At 40.6% G+C, this 17,310-nt stretch carries 17 protein-coding genes and 2 pseudogenes; 6 read left to right on the plus strand and 13 right to left on the minus strand.

Features of this window, described 5'->3' with window-relative positions; genetic code table 11:
* Nucleotides 1–2 precede the first annotated feature (2 nt).
* The 3 genes and pseudogenes from LOZ80_RS02930 to LOZ80_RS02940 all read left to right on the plus strand — a co-directional run bounded on the left by LOZ80_RS02930 (nt 3) and on the right by LOZ80_RS02940 (nt 1,912).
* Nucleotides 3–470, plus strand: coding sequence for a NanQ anomerase/TabA/YiaL family protein (locus LOZ80_RS02930; protein WP_238170022.1), 468 nt, complete (start codon nt 3–5; stop codon nt 468–470).
* 191 nt (nt 471–661) lie between these two features.
* Nucleotides 662–1,184: pseudogene (sigK, locus tag LOZ80_RS02935) on the plus strand (RNA polymerase sporulation sigma factor SigK); the annotation flags it as partial.
* Nucleotides 1,185–1,240: 56 nt separating this feature from the next.
* The gene (locus tag LOZ80_RS02940) at nt 1,241–1,912 is read left to right on the plus strand and encodes an ABC transporter ATP-binding protein (protein WP_238170023.1); all 672 of its coding nucleotides are present in this window, start codon (nt 1,241–1,243) and stop codon (nt 1,910–1,912) included.
* Nucleotides 1,913–3,071: 1,159 nt separating this feature from the next.
* Here LOZ80_RS02940 and LOZ80_RS02945 read toward each other — a convergent pair.
* The 5 genes from LOZ80_RS02945 to LOZ80_RS02965 form a co-directional block, all read right to left on the minus strand.
* Nucleotides 3,072–4,124, minus strand: a complete 1,053-nt coding sequence (locus tag LOZ80_RS02945; protein WP_238170024.1) for a DUF3231 family protein — start codon at nt 4,122–4,124, stop codon at nt 3,072–3,074.
* Between the two features lie 616 nt (nt 4,125–4,740).
* Nucleotides 4,741–4,920, minus strand: a complete 180-nt coding sequence (locus tag LOZ80_RS02950) for a hypothetical protein (RefSeq protein WP_079420625.1) — start codon at nt 4,918–4,920, stop codon at nt 4,741–4,743.
* 472 nt (nt 4,921–5,392) lie between these two features.
* On the minus strand, nt 5,393–5,797 hold the full coding sequence (locus tag LOZ80_RS02955) for a CBO0543 family protein (RefSeq protein WP_238170025.1): 405 nt from the start codon (nt 5,795–5,797) through the stop codon (nt 5,393–5,395).
* Between the two features lie 258 nt (nt 5,798–6,055).
* Nucleotides 6,056–6,574 carry a DUF3231 family protein gene (locus LOZ80_RS02960; RefSeq protein ID WP_238170026.1) on the minus strand — a complete coding sequence of 173 codons (519 nt, stop codon included), beginning with the start codon at nt 6,572–6,574 and terminating at the stop codon, nt 6,056–6,058.
* Between the two features lie 103 nt (nt 6,575–6,677).
* Nucleotides 6,678–7,055, minus strand: coding sequence for a WGxxGxxG family protein (locus LOZ80_RS02965; protein WP_238170027.1), 378 nt, complete (start codon nt 7,053–7,055; stop codon nt 6,678–6,680).
* A gap of 445 nt (nt 7,056–7,500) precedes the next feature.
* Here LOZ80_RS02965 and LOZ80_RS02970 point away from each other — a divergent pair, with 445 nt between their 5' ends.
* On the plus strand, nt 7,501–8,298 hold the full coding sequence (locus LOZ80_RS02970) for a DUF2935 domain-containing protein (RefSeq protein WP_238170028.1): 798 nt from the start codon (nt 7,501–7,503) through the stop codon (nt 8,296–8,298).
* 177 nt (nt 8,299–8,475) lie between these two features.
* Here LOZ80_RS02970 and thpR read toward each other — a convergent pair whose 3' ends face one another.
* The 4 genes from thpR to LOZ80_RS02990 form a co-directional block, all read right to left on the minus strand.
* Nucleotides 8,476–9,066: an RNA 2',3'-cyclic phosphodiesterase gene (gene thpR, locus LOZ80_RS02975; RefSeq protein WP_238170029.1), complete on the minus strand. Its 591-nt coding sequence runs from the start codon at nt 9,064–9,066 to the stop codon at nt 8,476–8,478.
* Nucleotides 9,067–9,068: 2 nt separating this feature from the next.
* Nucleotides 9,069–9,293, minus strand: a complete 225-nt coding sequence (locus LOZ80_RS02980; RefSeq protein ID WP_238170030.1) for a hypothetical protein — start codon at nt 9,291–9,293, stop codon at nt 9,069–9,071.
* 123 nt (nt 9,294–9,416) lie between these two features.
* On the minus strand, nt 9,417–10,631 hold the full coding sequence (locus tag LOZ80_RS02985; RefSeq protein ID WP_238170031.1) for a bacillibactin exporter BcbE: 1,215 nt from the start codon (nt 10,629–10,631) through the stop codon (nt 9,417–9,419).
* Nucleotides 10,632–10,751: 120 nt separating this feature from the next.
* Nucleotides 10,752–11,615, minus strand: coding sequence for an MBL fold metallo-hydrolase (locus tag LOZ80_RS02990; RefSeq protein ID WP_238170032.1), 864 nt, complete (start codon nt 11,613–11,615; stop codon nt 10,752–10,754).
* A 274-nt stretch (nt 11,616–11,889) separates the two neighbouring features.
* Here LOZ80_RS02990 and LOZ80_RS02995 point away from each other — a divergent pair.
* A pseudogene (locus LOZ80_RS02995) lies at nt 11,890–12,893 on the plus strand (ribonuclease J); the annotation flags it as partial.
* A gap of 310 nt (nt 12,894–13,203) precedes the next feature.
* Nucleotides 13,204–13,587 (plus strand): Lrp/AsnC family transcriptional regulator, encoded by a 384-nt coding sequence (locus tag LOZ80_RS03000; RefSeq protein ID WP_238170033.1) that lies wholly within the window; start codon nt 13,204–13,206, stop codon nt 13,585–13,587.
* A 65-nt stretch (nt 13,588–13,652) separates the two neighbouring features.
* Here the strand turns inward: LOZ80_RS03000 and LOZ80_RS03005 are convergent, their stop codons facing one another.
* The 4 genes from LOZ80_RS03005 to LOZ80_RS03020 form a co-directional block, all read right to left on the minus strand.
* Complete coding sequence (locus tag LOZ80_RS03005; protein ID WP_443147043.1) at nt 13,653–15,059, minus strand: MDR family MFS transporter; 1,407 nt, start codon at nt 15,057–15,059, stop codon at nt 13,653–13,655.
* A gap of 276 nt (nt 15,060–15,335) precedes the next feature.
* Nucleotides 15,336–15,962, minus strand: coding sequence for an FMN-dependent NADH-azoreductase (locus LOZ80_RS03010; RefSeq protein WP_238170035.1), 627 nt, complete (start codon nt 15,960–15,962; stop codon nt 15,336–15,338).
* A 261-nt stretch (nt 15,963–16,223) separates the two neighbouring features.
* A complete protein-coding gene (locus tag LOZ80_RS03015) occupies nt 16,224–16,616 on the minus strand; it encodes a hypothetical protein (protein WP_238170036.1) in 393 nt (130 codons plus the stop codon).
* A complete protein-coding gene (locus LOZ80_RS03020) occupies nt 16,609–17,247 on the minus strand; it encodes a GyrI-like domain-containing protein (RefSeq protein ID WP_238170037.1) in 639 nt (212 codons plus the stop codon). Before LOZ80_RS03020 ends, LOZ80_RS03015 begins: the two co-directional genes overlap by 8 nt.
* Nucleotides 17,248–17,310 lie beyond the last annotated feature (63 nt).

Below are 17,310 nucleotides of genomic sequence, written 5' to 3' on the forward strand. Positions count from 1 at the left end.
CGATGATTATCGATACGATCCGACATAGGCAGGATCACCAATTTCAATACGGTGAGGCCGTATGTCGTGCACTCGAATACGTCATAAATTTGAACACTGCCGATATGCGTTCTACGGTTGAATTTGAAGGGAAGAACATGTACGTCATGAAGCAGAAACCGATGACAAAGCTGTTTGAGGAACAGCTTGCCGAGGCACATGCCTGTTATGCCGACATTCATCTTGTGTTAGAAGGGGAAGAGTGGCAAGGCTTCGCCTCTACTTCGGATCTGAACCAAGCGGTTGAAGACAAACTGGAGCAGAGCGACTACATCCTGTTCGAACATGTTGAGAACGAAGGACATATCCGGCTTTTACCAGGCGATTTCACCGTCTATTGGCCGGGCGAAATTCACCGCCCGAATTGTCATCCGGCAGGGAGCGTGCATCTGGTCAAGCTCGTTGTTAAGATTCACCGCGATTTGCTTTAAAGCTGGCGACATTCTAAATCTTGGCGGTGGTCACTGCAAGAATTTACAAGAATTGAAATTACCATATAGCAATGAAAGTTTGAATGCTGCCGCCCTGCTAAAGGTGACCCATCTTTCTTTTAATGAGACTTAAATACGCAACAATCAGCCGATAGCCCTTCTGAGCTATCGGGTTATTTATTTTTACGGTACTTCGTGTTCACAACTTCAAAAAAATCGATAACACAGGGGAAGATTTGGAAGATTTGATCTCCATCGGGACGATCGGACTGATCAAAGCGATCGAATCCTTCTCTCCAAACAAAGGGACTAAGCTGGCGACTTTTGCAGCACGTTGTATCGAGAATGAGATCCTCATGCATCTGCGTTCGCTGAAGAAAACTCGGAAAGATGTGTCTCTGCATGATCCCATCGGAACAGACAAAGAGGGGAATGAAATTACGTTGATCGACATCCTCGGGAGCGAGGCGGACGATGTGGTAGATGCGGTACAGCTGAAAATAGAGAAATCAAAGATATATAAGAATTTGGAGATATTGGATGAGCGGGAGAAGGAAGTTGTGGTGGGGCGGTTTGGACTGGAATTAGGTGGGGAAGAGCGGACGCAGCGGGAGATTGCGAAGGAGCTGGGAATTTCGCGTTCGTATGTGTCGCGAAATTGAGAAGCGGGCGCTCATGAAGCTGTATCATGAATTTTATAAGGCGAAGCGGTAAAAGAATTGAATCGTATTCTTCATTTATTTGGCATCAAATAATGGGGGGCGAACACAATGACAGCCTTAATTCAAATTGAGCATGTGAGTAAATTTTACTATATGGGCGGGGAGACAATCCGCGCCCTAGATGACATTTCGCTGGATATTGTACAGGGCGAATTTGTCGCTATTATGGGGCCATCAGGCTCTGGAAAGTCAACGTTGATGAACATCATCGGCTGTTTGGACGTATCGGACGAAGGCTATTATGTGCTAGACGGGAAGCAGATTCACGCATTGAAAGATACACAACTGGCTGAGATTCGGAATACGAAGATCGGATTTGTGTTCCAGAACTTCAATCTGCTGCCGAGATTAAACGCTTATGAAAATTTAGAGTTACCACTGATCTATCGCGGCTTATCGAGAAAACAGCGGGAGCCGCTGGTTTTACAAGCGTTGGAAGCTGTCGATCTGTTGGATCGCAGAAGGCACTTTCCTTCGGAGCTATCTGGTGGGCAGCAGCAACGAGTAGCAATAGCTAGGACGCTGGCGGGAGATCCGCCAATTATCTTGGCGGATGAGCCTACGGGGGCGCTGGATTCCAAAACAGGCGTGGAAATCATGGATATATTCAAGCGGTTGAACGAACAGGGGCGGACGATTATATTGATTACACATGATCGGCAAGTTGCGGAGCAGGGGAAGCGGGTTGTGAGGTTTCGGGATGGGCGGTTGGTTCATTAAATTAGTAGTAATTAGGAATCATTTATATTTGATGAGATCAAAGATAGTCTCAAATTATTGCTTAATTGTACTGTCAACTTATGTTTTATTGATTAATTATAAATCGATATATAGGGACGAGTTCGCTTGTTTAATTTCATGAACCTATTGCATGATGTTTGTATAAGCCATAGCAAGATCTTGTTCTTCCATCATTTCCAGTAGATCACGATAACTTAGACTATTCATCAAGACGAGAAGATTCACGAAATATTCAATGACAAACATACGATCAAATTTTGAAAGGAAAGGAGTGTAAATGTTTTATATGTTTTTTATCAGCTCTCGGAGCCCAAACCTTGTACTGGGATGTTATTCCATTGATCTAGGCTTTTCCATTTACGGGCCATCGCCGTGGAGGCTTGAATTTGTTGCCTGTTCCTCTCTTGGCTGCAGAGCCAACTCCTATATATGGTATTTTTGGATAAGAAAAAGGTACAGAACGAGGTGTTCATAACGATTCTAATCGATATTTTTTGCCCAATTTGTAAACAAATAAAATCAAAAGTAAAGAAATATACTCTTGACGATCTTCACTATTTACTACCACAACACAACAAGTACACTTTTTCAATTTGCAGTGAATGTGAGGAACATATAGTAAAAAATTTAAAAAAGCAAATTGATGAGGATAGTATTTAGGATAATGCAAATAATGAAATCACTTTTTGTATTAAATGCCTCTAGGAGAATCCATCTATAATGCCTATTTTAAGCATTAACAAAAAAGACGTTTATGCAAACCGTCAAGGAACCGTATGGTTATGGGATTTTCTGTTTTTATAAGAAAGGTCATCGAAGGTTTTTTCACTGTTGTTCTTACGATCAGCACCACTTGCAATTTTCTTGTGAAAAAGTAAAATCCACCTCTTAGAGCATAAAGAGGTGGATTCCCATCAGAGGAGGAATGCTAGGCTAACAATAACATTATATGCCATTAGGGTTTATTTGTTCTAGGGAGTAAATCTATTTCTATAAACAAAAGACATGGTTCTGTTTTTATCCTTAACAAAAACAACTCTCGGTTCAAAAGAAGTGTTAGAAATTGGGTGTCGATCCAAAGATGTGAAGGGATCTAGGCCAACTATATAATAGGGTATTTTTCTGGGTGTTTATGGGACTAAGAATGGTAAGCCCCCTTTTCAGACGCTATCTTATCTCTATCGACAGCAAAAGGTGGTTGCTCCATCCATCCGTTCTCAATCAAAATCTTCGTTGCATCTTCAACAAATGATGAGATTTTCATTAATGACTTTGCATAGAGGACTCCCATATCATGTCTTCCGTTTACAGCAGCAGAATTTCCAATCGCTCTAATTTTCATTGAAAACATGTCAATCTTATGAAACAACATTAACTTATCGGAAAATGGAGAAAACGTTGATGTTGTAACCAAATGGTCAAGAAATGATGGTGAAGGTAGATTTTCATTGTGTAGTTTTTCCATATATTGTTCAATGCTTTTATGAGTCAGTTCCTTACCATCTATAAACAATTTTCGAATCTTTTCCGATTTTACTACTTGGCTAAATGCCAGGATTAATGCTTTGCTTGTTGCATTGTTTTCAATATTATCATACAAATGGGCAATTTCTAATGCGTGTAAAGGACGTACATGTCCCAAAAAACCATTAAAAAAACCTTGATGAACAAATTCCACTTTATCGGGAACTGGAATGATAGGTGGTTTATTGATTAATCCCTTATCCATTAATATATCGTTTATTTGTCCCATCAAAGCCATGGTGGAATCCATACAATAAACAAAAAATTCCTTTACATCCTTCCTATAAACAAGTGGTACGGCTACGTTATAAATACTCATTCCTGCTTTACATACATATTTCAAGTAATGAACATAGAATACATCTTCAAACAAACGTGGAGCACCAAGATTAACGTCTTCTTCTGAAAAAAAGTTAGGAATTGGGTAGTTTTCTTTCTTTAAAATGTCTTTCGTTGTTTTAATGAACTCTACGGTTAATTTTAATGCATTCTCTAATAAAGTTTTGATCACTTCATCTTCAACGTGTTGAAAGTAGTAGCTTAATATACATTTTGACATGCTGTTTCCCATGTATGTTGCCCAAAGTTTACCCATTTCTGCTGATGTTAGTTTTTCACTGATATTCGATTTAGTTGAACCAAGCTGGATGGGTTTAATTATTTCCATGATAAAAACTCCCTAATTAAATTTTTTGATTAGTATTTTCCTCCATTCAAAATCATATTCCGAACGCAATATTGAAATCTTCAGACTGAGTTCCTTACAATGGATCCAAGTTATTAATTATCAAAAAAATCTTCACTTAAATCTACATACATTTCTTTTCTTGTCAGCAAAAACTATAGAATAATATCTGAATAAAAGGCGGGAGCAAGTATAAGTTTAAAGAAATAATAAAAGATTCATTTATTGTAAGAAGAAACTGCTGAATATGAGATAGAAATTTGGTTACCTGTGCACTAAGTGGATACAAGTTTAACCCGTTAATAACAAAAAAGGGAGCCAATCCCTTCTGAACGGCTGGCTACCTTCGATTAATTGAAGTTGACATCAAAAAATTGATGGGTTACTCATTTTAATAACTTTATCAAAAAAGCAAGAAACTGCGTAATACAGGGCAATTAATGGAACAATGTTCTTGTCATCTATAGTTGCTGCATTATCACATTCCAATGAAAGACGCCCTTGCTCTTCTAAAAGGACGTCTAAAACATTAGCGAAGAAATCGTCATAACTTTATGCATGCTAAATCTAAGTTATAAGGGATGCCTCTGGAAAAAGGTCATGCCTTCTGGCTTGGTTTCTTGCGTATGCTTGTGAGTTCAAAAGCCTCCTTGGGAATCCCCAGTTCTTGAGCCTTCTTCTTTTTAATCACCATGGCTTGTTTTAAGCTAGTGGCTTGAAATTCAACTGTGGTGCCAAGCGGATCCTCAAATGCATAGTAGCTTTTTTTATTGGACATTAATTTAGCGCCTCCTCATCTTATTTTCCAATGATTTTGCCTTGGAAAAGTTGTCTATTAAAATCCTCCTTTGAACAAGAGGCACAAGACACCTACCGTAATCGCCACAAGCAAAAATCTGGGTAGCTTATCCAATTTTCAGGCCCTTCAGGAGCTGTATCGCTTGCGTTGACGCTGGATGCAGCAAGTATGCCGACATCGAGCTCGTCGAAGTCACAGTTGAGCGTAAAGTAGCCGGGTCCAGAGAAGTTGCCAGAAATAGTGACGCCCAGCTTCTCCAGCTCTTGATGTGCTCAATCGCTTGCTCGAATCTGTCACCTCTTTTGCCTATATGGAAAATCCCCCCAATAGTGTGCGTCTCATATTGGAAAACTATTCGCGAACGAACTCCAGTAACATCCTGCCAGTTGCAGCGAAAAACATGAATCAGAACGTTGCGACGAGCAGCCCCCATCGAGTTATGTCAACTGGTTTATACTGTTACCATCAGTGTATTTGCAATTAGATATGAACGCCATCTTGTAAAATACTGAAATAGTAGCATATGCAAAACAGGCAGTATTCCCAAATCAAAAGCTGAAAACTCTGGTATTATTCGAGTTAGTTTATGCGGGTATAACCAAAGATTTAATTCATAACCTATATGGTCTAAAAGAAAAATGAGATAACTAATGGAAACACCAAACAAAACGATATCTTTAAGCCTTTTTTTATCAGCTAGTCTCCACCATACAACCCATGGAATTATTAAAAGAGCAAGAAGCAGCCACCACTGTAGTGTGAACAAATCATAGTGCAGCCAGTATTGCTCCCTGAGTTTCGTCAATTCCTTATGAACCTGTTCTATTTCATCAAGCAATTCATCCTTGTTTAGCACCTAATCCACCCTTAATCCAGTATCATAAAGGGTTAGTTTATCCATCCAGGACCAAAAAACTCATTGGTTTGGCGGAGACTAACCGTCCACCTCGTAAACAACCGTACGTGACGTTCGGGTCCATTCAAAGGCTTTATTTCAAAGATAACAGCCTTATTATTTGTTCGATTACAAATAATAAATCTTTGATTAGTTTTTTATGTGGATAAAAAAAGTGAGCAGGATCCCCCACGGGGATCCGAGCTCACTTCTTTATCTTTAAGCATTAACAGTTTCAGGTCTTTTAATTTGTAGTGGCGGAGGAATAAGCCAACCTTTTTCTTTACTCATCTCAAGTATTTTTAATCCTAAGGCTGCTTTAGTTATATGGTACTTCGCGAAAAGAGCGCCAATATCTACTCTAATAGCTTGTCCCATAGCTTGACTACAAGCAACTAGTCCTAGTGAAGTATCTGCTGCAATTTTGGCTGAAATCTCAGGATCTGTAAATCTTGCTCCAACTGGGATGTCTTCAAGTTTAACTGACGGTCTTTCAGGCAGCATAGGAATAGGTGGAATTCCGTTATCAACAAGAATCTTATCCAGCTCTTTAATTTCCAGCTTTGCTTGATCAATAAGATCGTCTAGAACTTTTTTAAGTTCTTTGTCACCTGAGTGATTTAAATAAGCTTGATAGCAAGATACAGCCCCTTTTGCTACTGTGGAAGCTTGCCATACACTAAAGATTTCGCCGTAGTGCAGAGGTTCATCCTTTGGATTTCCACTTAAAATTCCCATTTTATTATATCTCCTCAAATATCAATTTTTAACTTTACTATTATGTCTGAATGCCACTTTGATAATACATGGATGCTTAAATTGAACTAAGCATAGGGTTAGCTTATCTTTCTCCAACGTTATTTCTTGATCTCATTCCAGCTAGGCCAATCAGACCGATCAATCCAAGCCAACCCCAGTTCGATGCTTTGGATCTCGAATCTGCGGTGTCATAAGCGCGGATAGAAGTAGAATTATTTGAGTAACCAGTGCCGTAATTTGCTTGGTTCAGCTTAGTATTGGGAGAAGTAGAAGGTGAGCTACTTGTTACTGTACTTGAGCCATAAGCACCGTAATTATTCACATTACTATTTGTGTTTATACTTGTTGTACCTGACGATGAATTCATTCCAATCCCTGTATTTTCATGTGCTCCAACTGTTCCAAAACTTAATGCTGATGTTAAAAAAATAGCTAATGCAAGAGTTTGAACCTTTTTCATACTAACCAATCTCCTCTCAACGCTTTATTTGGTATCGCTAGTTAGGATGTTCAAAAGAGGCGTTTATTAATTGGGGAGTTAGTGGAATTGTTCGTCGACTCAATTTACCTTTGAGAAAGGTTAAAAACTGATAGAACATGTAAAATATTTGTATTTCTTTCCTAGGCCTTAAAATTTATGAGTCACGGAAGGTGCGGATGGTGAATTCGCCGCGGACTCAGAGACATTGGTACAGAGGAATTTGCCCATTTAGAAATGGATTGCAACGATGGTTTATAAGCTTACTATGGATGCCACAATTGTGAAGAGGACTTCCCAATTTATAATGCTTGTATGCTGTGCTACTCCAATAGTCCGATTGCCTTTAAAGTCACATATTAATAGTCATATCCTCCGAATTTAAACATATAACTTGAGTATTGAAATAAAAGGGGCGACTACAAATATGACCCAACAAGTATTGTTCGAACATCGGTTTTGGCTTCAAATTTTGGGAGACCACTCCCGGTTTATATATAACGCTTTAACGCCAAAAGAGACGAAAGATATTAAATTGGCCGATCATTTTATTACTGAATTCGATCAACTGCTCAATCAAGCACGACTTCCTGATGCTGGCAATGCTTTAGACCAATTAAATAATCAAGCCTATGAATTAACCTTACACCTACAAAAATTTAAACTCAATATATTAGATCGTTTATTAATTAGGCATATTCAAATTGGCCTTTCACCTACTTTTATTAATCATATGCTTAATGAACTAGAGGAATATCTGCGAATTCTTCTGGCACTTTTGGCAGGAAAAGGGGTTCCTTTCTTTGCTGCACTGCACCATGATTTGCTTTGGCTTCCTGATGCAGGTGGTCATGCAGCATCTATTGCAAGTGATCTGGATGCCGTAGAGAAAAGACTAATTAAGAAAAGTGAGCTTTTTGAGCAGCACTTTAATGAATTTTATTTGAAAGCCATTGAATTATCAGGATATACACGCACAATGAGAACGAACTTCCCTGCATTAGCTAAATTTCATACCGATGTCAATATGGAAATGTCAATCTTCATGGCATTCTTGACTGAGCTTGAAACTATTGATTTAAGTGCAGAATTGCTTAGCCGATTAAACCCACTTGTACCAGATCATATGTATCGGGAAGAATGCTATTACTTATTGAAACTTGCTCAAACGGGTGCCATCACAGCTCCCGATTGCGATCCGACTAAACCGAGAATTAATGTATAGTAAATATGAAAATAACCCAAGGAATTAGCATCCTTTGGGTTATTTTTTATTTAAAATTGATTCCTGCTATCGAGAATATATTCACTTATCACCATACTATGAGTTTTTATGTGATTAACGTTTGGGGATAAATAAATTAGGGTTGTATTCCAATCAAACCTTCCACCCTTCTGAAGTTCATTCAGACTTCAAATTACCGAAAGAAATAGCTTCATACATTGGCCGCTTGTTCAAATGACTCCGGTAAAGCATAATTTCGTTTGATTTCCACGAAAGTAGGTCTTCTAAGGAAGAATTGGGCAATGTAAGAGTACTCAGCTTATTACGATCAAATGGAGTCCTACCTATGTGATCGCGTGCAAGCGTTAAGTGTGGGTGAAAATTACGCTCTTCAGGAGAAAAGCCAAACAGCGTAAGTGCGTCGGCTACCTGTTTCTGTAAGTTGTGAAGCCCCTTTACGTCACCGCCGATACCGGCCCACAGCACAGAAGGCTGGGCCGCTCGCCCGAAAAAGCCAAGGGATTCCACACGAAGAGAGATAGGACTAGATACTGTTGTTATTTCCTGCAGAACTTGATCAATGAGAGGGACTTTTTCTGACGGTGTATTCCCAAGAAACTGCAGCGTAATATGTAGATCCTCATGATGAACCCATTTACGAAAAAACAGATTTGGCTTGATTTGTTCGATCCAGTTGGCGAAAACATGCTTAATGCCGAGCGGGAGCGGTACAGCAACAAATAAACGCACTAAATTGACTGGATCCATAACTAGTACACCAATACTGTGCCTGTATTTTTGTAACTAGTCATGTGTTTGTTATCTTTTACATTGTTACCTGGCGAAGGAGAATACCTTGTACTAATCGCATTACTTCTACTACCAGTTCCGGATGCAACAACACTCGTATTAATTCCTAGACAGGGGAAGTCTTCATGAAAATTAAATGTCAATGTTAAAACAATAGCTATTGTAACCGTAATAATCTTTTTCATTGAGTGTCTCCTTATTAACAAGACTTGAATTATGCCCAGATGTTTGAATGGAAATCTTTCTCGGCAATTTCCTCATCATTTTAAATACCATACAAATACCTAATCTGTGTTCCGAGATCTTTTTTACTTTAATGTCTTTTCTTCTTGACTTGGTTTAATAGCGAATAAAGCAAGTACAGCCGCTACCACACAAGTACTAGATATACTATAAAACATGATTTCTGGTGAAAATTTAACTAGAATTGAAGCCAGTGGGGGACCGATAGCAACACCGATAAACCTCATAGAGCTGTAAAGGGAAGTTATGGTGCCACGCTCTGCTTTATCAATTCCTTCCGTTATTAAGGAATCTAAGCAGGGGAGAGTGACTCCGATTCCAATACCAGCTAAACTAATTAGAGCAATCAACCAGTATAGGGATTGAATGAAGCCACAAACAACAAGAGAGGCCGTAAGTATCGCTATTCCCAAAAAAGTGATCCACTTCATTAATTTTTTATTTTGACCAATTTTCTTTCCTGTAAGGAATGATGCGAGGCACAGCATAGCCGAAGGGATAGCAATCACACATCCTTTCCATATCCCTGCAATATGATATTTATCCTCGAGCGTGTCTGATAAATAAAACAGTGTACCAAAAATAACAAACATACAAATGCAACCAATGGCAAAAATAGCTGACAACCAGCGGCCATTATTACCAAATATCATCTTTAGGTTTTGAAGAAAGTGCCTAAATGTTATCTTTTCTTCTTTCACATCCTTTTTCTTGGGAGATTTAACTAGAAAAGCAACTAATACAGTAGATACCAAACATAGTGCAGGGATGGTCAGAAAGGGGAGAAACCATACCACGAAAGCCAGTATCGAACCCAAAATTGGACTCAGCACCTTACCAAGGGTATTGGCTGTTTCTACAATTCCCAGGCTTTTACTAACTTCACTATCATTTTTGTAAATGTCACCGACAAGTGGCAGTACAATGGGAAATGCTCCGGCCGCTCCTACTCCTTGCAACGCTCGACCTAGCATAATGACCATATAGGAATGTTCCAGCCACCATGCCCCTAAACCGGAAACCAATCCACCTATGCCAGTAATTAGCAAACTGGGGACAATAATGATCTTCCTGCCAAAGCGATCCGACAAATACCCAGCAATCGGTATAAGTAGGATAGCAACTGCAGAGTAAACAGTTATTAATAAACTCACTTGGAAAGAAGTTATCTGTAATTTGTTGCGAATCGAAGGTAAAACGGGAATAAGCATGGAATTTCCTAATGTCATAATTAATGGAATAGAAGCAATTGAAAGTAGACTCCATTTATTTGTATTCAAAAACCTGTGCCTTGCCATAAGGAATACACGTTATCACCTCTTGTATTAATTTCTACAATTATTATCAAATCAATCCAATGGGGTTTAATATGTTTAAGTAAATTCACGTCAACAATCCTTTTATTGAATCTTGTTATCTACATAACGACCATGGTCGGGGACAGCAATTCTTTTGAAATCAGCCACCAATAATGATAGTCCACTTGTTAGCTCCTCACCAGACATAGGTACGCCATGACCGCTTATTGCTACATTCGGCTGTAAAGCTTCTAGCTTTCTAACGGATTGCTCAGCCGCATGCCAATCGGTTGTAAAGTATACCGGGGGGCCTGTCAGCTGCTTTTTCTGAGTTAAAACCTTGTATAATGAATCCTGTTCAACCGTCACAAAAGCATCACCCACAATAAGTGCTCTATCTTTATCTCGAAATAACGAAACGTGCCCAGGTGTATGACCTGGTGTATGGATCCATCTCCATCCTGGCATGCCAGGGATACTTCCATCAGAGGGTAATGCTCGTACATGACTCCCAAGATTGATGGGCTCATTTGGAAAAAAAGGTGATATCTTTGCTATAAGTCCACCTTCAACGGAACCGTCAGGTTCTGGATAACTGGCTTGGCCGGTTAAATAGGGTATTTCTAACTCGTGGGCATACACCATTACGTCCCAAGCTTCAACGAGGTCAACAACAGCGCCAACGTGATCAAAGTGACCATGTGTTAAAATAATTGCCTTTGGTGTCGATTCTGCGCCAAAACGATCGTTGACTATCTTTAGAATATGTTTGGCGGATTGCGGCATACCCGTATCAACTAACACCCAGTCTTCAGTAGTGCCAACCAAACTTACATTAACGATCTGATTGGTATAACAAAATAGATCGCAGCTAACCTCTTCGCCGACATTGCTTCTAACGGAAGTCATCGGTATATAATGATCTGTCAATGTATCTTCCATATCCCCATAATGAGTGTGTTCCATTATTGTCCCCCTAATCTAAAGTGACTTAAAATTCTAGATAGTATGTCCAAGCTCACTTGATAGTTATAACTGGATCTAGAATAAAATTACTGAAAAGGTGAATGTTTGATTATTTCTTTTGGACACAATACAGCAGAGGTGATCCCATGCGTTGTTTGCTTTGCGAGAATGAACAATTGTTAAAAGGAAAAAAAGCGAAATGTTTTATATGTACCATTATCAAGCGGCGAAATTCAGCTAAAATTTAATCGTAGCAGCAATGGAGGTTTTTTTATTGGAATCAAACCAGGATGAGCTTTCAATAATTGCCCTTGGTGGAGTAAATGAAATTGGCAAGAATATGTACGTCATTCAATACAACGACGATATCGTCATTATCGACTGTGGTTCCAAATTCCCAGATGAAAGCCTGTTGGGGATAGATTTGATTATCCCGGATATCTCCTATTTGATTGAAAATAAAGATAAAGTGAGAGGTTTGGTTATTACTCATGGGCACGAGGATCATATTGGTGGTATTCCCTATATTATCAAACAGTTGAACATGCCCGTCTATGCTACGCGACTTACTCTCGGTCTTATTCAGGGGAAACTGAAAGAACAACCCGATTGCTTAGGTATCGTTTTCGATACCCCGCAAGGCGTAGTTGTACATATAGGTGATTTCAAGTTTGATTTAACACCGGTAAACGAGCAATATGCAGTATTCATAAGATTGCAGCTATTGGTCAAAATGGTGTACTTGTTCTACTTTCTGAGAGTACGAATGCTGAGCGCCCAGGCTTCACACCCTCTGAACGCTTCGTAGGCGATCATATTGGGGAAGCATTTGCTAAGGCTACAGGAAAAATATTTTTATCGACTTTTGCCTCTAACGTTAACAGGTTACAACAAGTCATTGCAGCAGCAGAGAAAACGAACCGTAAAATTACCCTTTTAGGAAGAAGTATGGTCAATGTCGTAGATATCGCCTTATCGCTAGGCTACTTGAGAATGACTCCTGACATGTTAATTGAAGCTCAAGATGTGAATCGGTATTCTCCCCATGAGCTCGTCATCCTCTGTACGGGAAGCCAAGGGGAACCCATGGCTGCATTAGCGCGCTTAGCTAGTGGCACACATCGTCAGGTGAAGCTCATGCTGACATTAATGAAACCCAAATACTTTATTCCTATTCATGGGGAATATCGAATGCTTCATCAGCACCGTTTATTAGCCGAAGCAGTTAGTGTTGATTCGGATAACATCTTCATTATCAATAATGGCGAGGCTGTCGATTCCACGATTACTAATGAAACATGATTAGCTCTACGGCTATAAAATTCAGTATGATGATTTGTAGAAAAGCCTTCAGGGGTTCCCGCGTACTGCTGCAAAGGTGCCATAATGAGTCAGTTTTTTAAGCATAATCCGCCAATCTGCATCGGTTTATTTATTGTCATTTCTTCATCACCCCTCGGTTTGTTAATGACATTTTACTTCGGGAAATATATAATTTACATATAATAATTAAGGTGTATTCAACATATAAACTTAATTATTTAATTGTTTTGAGATATATTATTTATAAAGTGAGATGTTTATTTTCGTGGACCATATCGATTCTAAGATCTTGTCATTACTGCATGAAAACGCTAGGATTCCCATATCTGAAATAAGCCGAATGATCACAATGTCACAGCCTTCAGTCACAGAACGACTCCGGAAACTTGAGGATCAGGGGATCATAACAGGCTACCGCACGAAGCTTTCGCCGCAGAAACTCGGTAAACTTACAACGTCTTTCGTTTTGTTCCGAACCAATAGATGTAAGGATTTTCTTGCATTCAGCGAGACTTCTCCGGAGATTATTGATCTTTATAGAATCAGTGGAGAGTATAACTACTTGATGAAAGTATTAACGGAATCTACATCTTCTCTTGCCCAATTCCTTGATACCTGCAATGCTTTCGGGTTTAACTATTTCTGCTAATGCGACAAAACCATCAATCTAACGAGGCATTAGCTTGTCTGACGTTATACGAATAGTCGGTACCTTCATAATCTCACCTTTCGGAGGAACAGACCAAGGACGAATGCGATGAGCGCTATACAGAAACCGACCCAGAACGCGTTGTTCAAACCGATCTGCAGCGCTTTGGCTATTTCCGGCTGAGAATGCGGGGCGTGCGATCCGCTTAAGTAATGGTTCTGTCCGCCCGACATGATACTGATGAACAGGGTGGTGCCGATCGCGCCAGACACCTGCTGCAGCGTGTTCAGAATTGCCGTCCCGTGAGGGTACAGATGACTTGGCAGCTGGTTGAGCCCAGTCGTCTGCGTGGGCATCATCACCAGTGAAATGCCGATCATCATCGAGATATATACAGTTAAGAGGAAGCTTGTATCCGTCGCTTCGTCGAACCGGGTGAACAGCCACAACGAGACAACGACAATGACAAGTCCAGGAATGACAAGAACGCGTGGTCCGAACTTGTCGAACAGCTTGCCTGAGATTGGAGCCATGATCCCGTTCGCAATCCCCCCGGGAAGCAGTATCAAACCGGATTTAAACGCTGTCATCATTAGCACTCCCTGCATGAACATCGGAAGTAGTGCCATCGACGAGAATAGCGTCATCATCAGCACGACCAGCAGCACGGTGACAAGTGCGAATATCGGATACCGGAAAGTCCTCATATCCATGACGGGCTCCTTCAACAACAGTTGCCTCCAGATGAACAGCGCCAAGGAGACACCGCCCATCGCGATCGTATAGATGACCTCCGGCTCCGACCAGCTGTGCTCGCCGGCCGCACTGAACCCGTATACGATTCCACCGAAGCCGATCGTCGAAAACCCGATGGATAAGAGGTCCACCTTCGGTTTCGTGACTTCCGAAACGTTCTTCAGGAAGACGGCAGCGAGGATTATCGAGAACATTCCCAGTGGAATCACAAAATAGAACAGCCAGCGCCACGAAAGCTCGTCAAGAATCAAGCCTGACATAGTTGGGCCGAGTGCGGGCGCAAACATAATAACGAGCCCAATCATGCCCATAGCACCTCCCCGATTTTCCGGGGGATAAATGACCAAGATGGTATTCATCATAAGCGGCAGCAGAAGGCCGGTGCCCAAAGCCTGAATGATTCTCCCGACCAGCAGCACTTCGAATTCCGGCGCTACCGCCGAGGTGACCGTTCCGATTAAGAATAGGCTCATCGCTGTCAGAAACATTTGCCGTGTCGTGAACCATTGTTGCAGTACCGCAGTCACTGGAACAAGCACGCCGATGACGAGCATGTAGGCGGTGGTCAGCCACTGGATTGTCGCCGCAGACACTTCGAACGATTTCATCAGTTCGGGGAGGGCGTTGCCCATCAGCGTCTCGTTTAAAGCGGCGACGAACGTCCCGACGATTAGGGCGAACACGATCGGAGCGCGTTTGATATCTTTCAAATCGATTGAAACCGACGGTGCATTGGTACCAGATGCATTCACAATTTTCTCCACTCCAGGCTGTTATTTTCTGAGACTGTTCAGTCCGTAACTCTGCATGTCTGCAATTGCTGCGGAGCAATCCATATACCAAGGGAAATATAGTAGTAGACTAGGCAGTGTCGTTAACCTAAGATAAGAATTTTGCAGGGCCAATACCGCCCAGTTCGTCAAAAAGTCGACTTCGCCTTTAAAGCTTGCATCCGTTACGTCAACAATTGCTACTTTCAAATTTCCATTTTGTTAAAAAGTTTTCGCCGCTTCAACAGCCAGTTGAATAGCGTCTTCGATTATTTTCCCCCTTAGTTTCGGAGATTTGTTATGGCCTTCAGCAATAACCTTCGTTATTTCATGAATACCGAATAAATGTAGATTCCTTACTACAAAATTTAGCGCCATTTCTGATGAAGCTGCCTCTCCCTCAGAATAGTAACCCCCGCGAGCATTTAATAAAGCTACCTTTTTTCCTGTCACCAATCCGACGGGGCCTTCCGGTGTATATCTAAAAGTGGTTCCAGCACGATTCAAGTAGTCGATATACGTATGCAAAACTGTAGGAACGCCAAGATTCCAAAGTGGAAAACCAATGACGATCTTGTCAGCTGCCAAAAATTGATTCAGGTATTTAGTTGCGATATCTGTTACCTTCTTTTCCTCAAGAGAGAGAGGCATTCCCTGACTGAATTTGAATGCGCCATTAATCATCGTAGCGTCCAAATAAGGCAAGTGCTCTTGAAATAAATCGAGCTCAGTCACCTGATCTTCAGGATGTGAATCCACATAACTTTTCAAAAAAGCATCATATAATTTAACACTTACTGCTTGTTCTACTGGACGATTATTTGCCTTTACGAATAAGACCTTACTCATTTCCATCTCCACCTTTACTTTGAATGTTGCTTTCGATCACAATATACACCCTTCCACTAGAGTCAGGGTCAATACCTTAATAAATAAGTCAGATCATTACAATAATAACGATAGTAAAGAGCTTGATTTGCAGAAGCGCCTCATATTCTTCATTCAAGTAAACAGGTTTGATTTCACCAACAGCTCTTTTTTCACCAAAGCAAAAAAGAGTTTGCATTCACAAACGTATTCGATTTATAAGTGCCCAAGCACATTAAAACATTATCTATAATCTCTTTTATGCAACAAAGAGCTAACCGCTAAGCTCATAATTGGCATAGAGAGATACCTTAAACCAATCTGGCCCATATAATTGAGGAATGATATCTTCAGCCACGGCAACAACACAAGCGCATCCAATGTTATGTTCATAACAAACCAAATTACACCAAGCCAGATGCCGTGCCGAATATAGTTGGATTTTACTTTAATGAAATATATAGCTAACAGAGGAGAGCCGACTAAAGCTCCAAAAACGATTAACAAGGTTTTAAAAAATGTGAAGTCGATGGAAAGCTGCCCCTCTTTATTGTAGAAGAAGAAAGAGAAGATGAGCGGTATCAACCAAGTGAGAAAACCGAACAATAATAATTTCCAAAATTGTCTCTTATCCATGGTCATGCCCCTGAATGTGGTCTACAGGGAAACGAAGAATCGTTTTCATGTAAGCTGGCTCAACTTTGCGGGGATCGGACAAATAGATTTCATGGTGCAATCCATTCTGGATGAGATGATGAGCTCTCATGTACTCACGGATTATCGCAACCGTTGCTGGTTCTGTACTATACGGGCCAACGTGCATCATTTGTACAGATGTACCTTCCCGAATCGTAGTGTAAGCGACGCGCTCAATCTGTTCAAGTTCCTTTTTCTTAGCTCTTGCATTCGCCCGGGCGTTGTCTACAGTTTCATTGGTGACGAAGTCGGGCATGCGAATAAGCAGTTTCCAATGCCATTCTTCGCGCGGAACCTCAAGGGCATCTTTATCAGATTCTACCCACCAAAGTCCCTCTAGCTTCGCGACAGTGAAATCCTTGTTTACTGTCTTGCAAATATTCTTGACTCCATATGCTACAGAGTATAAGGCCTCTGTTGCGTTCGTAAAAGATGAGCTATCCGGCGCTCCTTTATCGATAATGACAAGATAGGGCAGCTCACCAAATTGAACAAGCTGTGGCGAGCTATCCGCCGTGTAATACGTCTTATCCAATTTGGCTAAATCCAGTTTGCGATGATCTTCTTTCATTCATAAACTCCTCTCAGTTAGATAGTTTCATAATAAAACAACTTCCCTGACAATATGTTTGTC

The organism is Paenibacillus sp. HWE-109, from assembly GCF_022163125.1.
In the GTDB taxonomy this organism is placed as follows: domain Bacteria; phylum Bacillota; class Bacilli; order Paenibacillales; family NBRC-103111; genus Paenibacillus_E.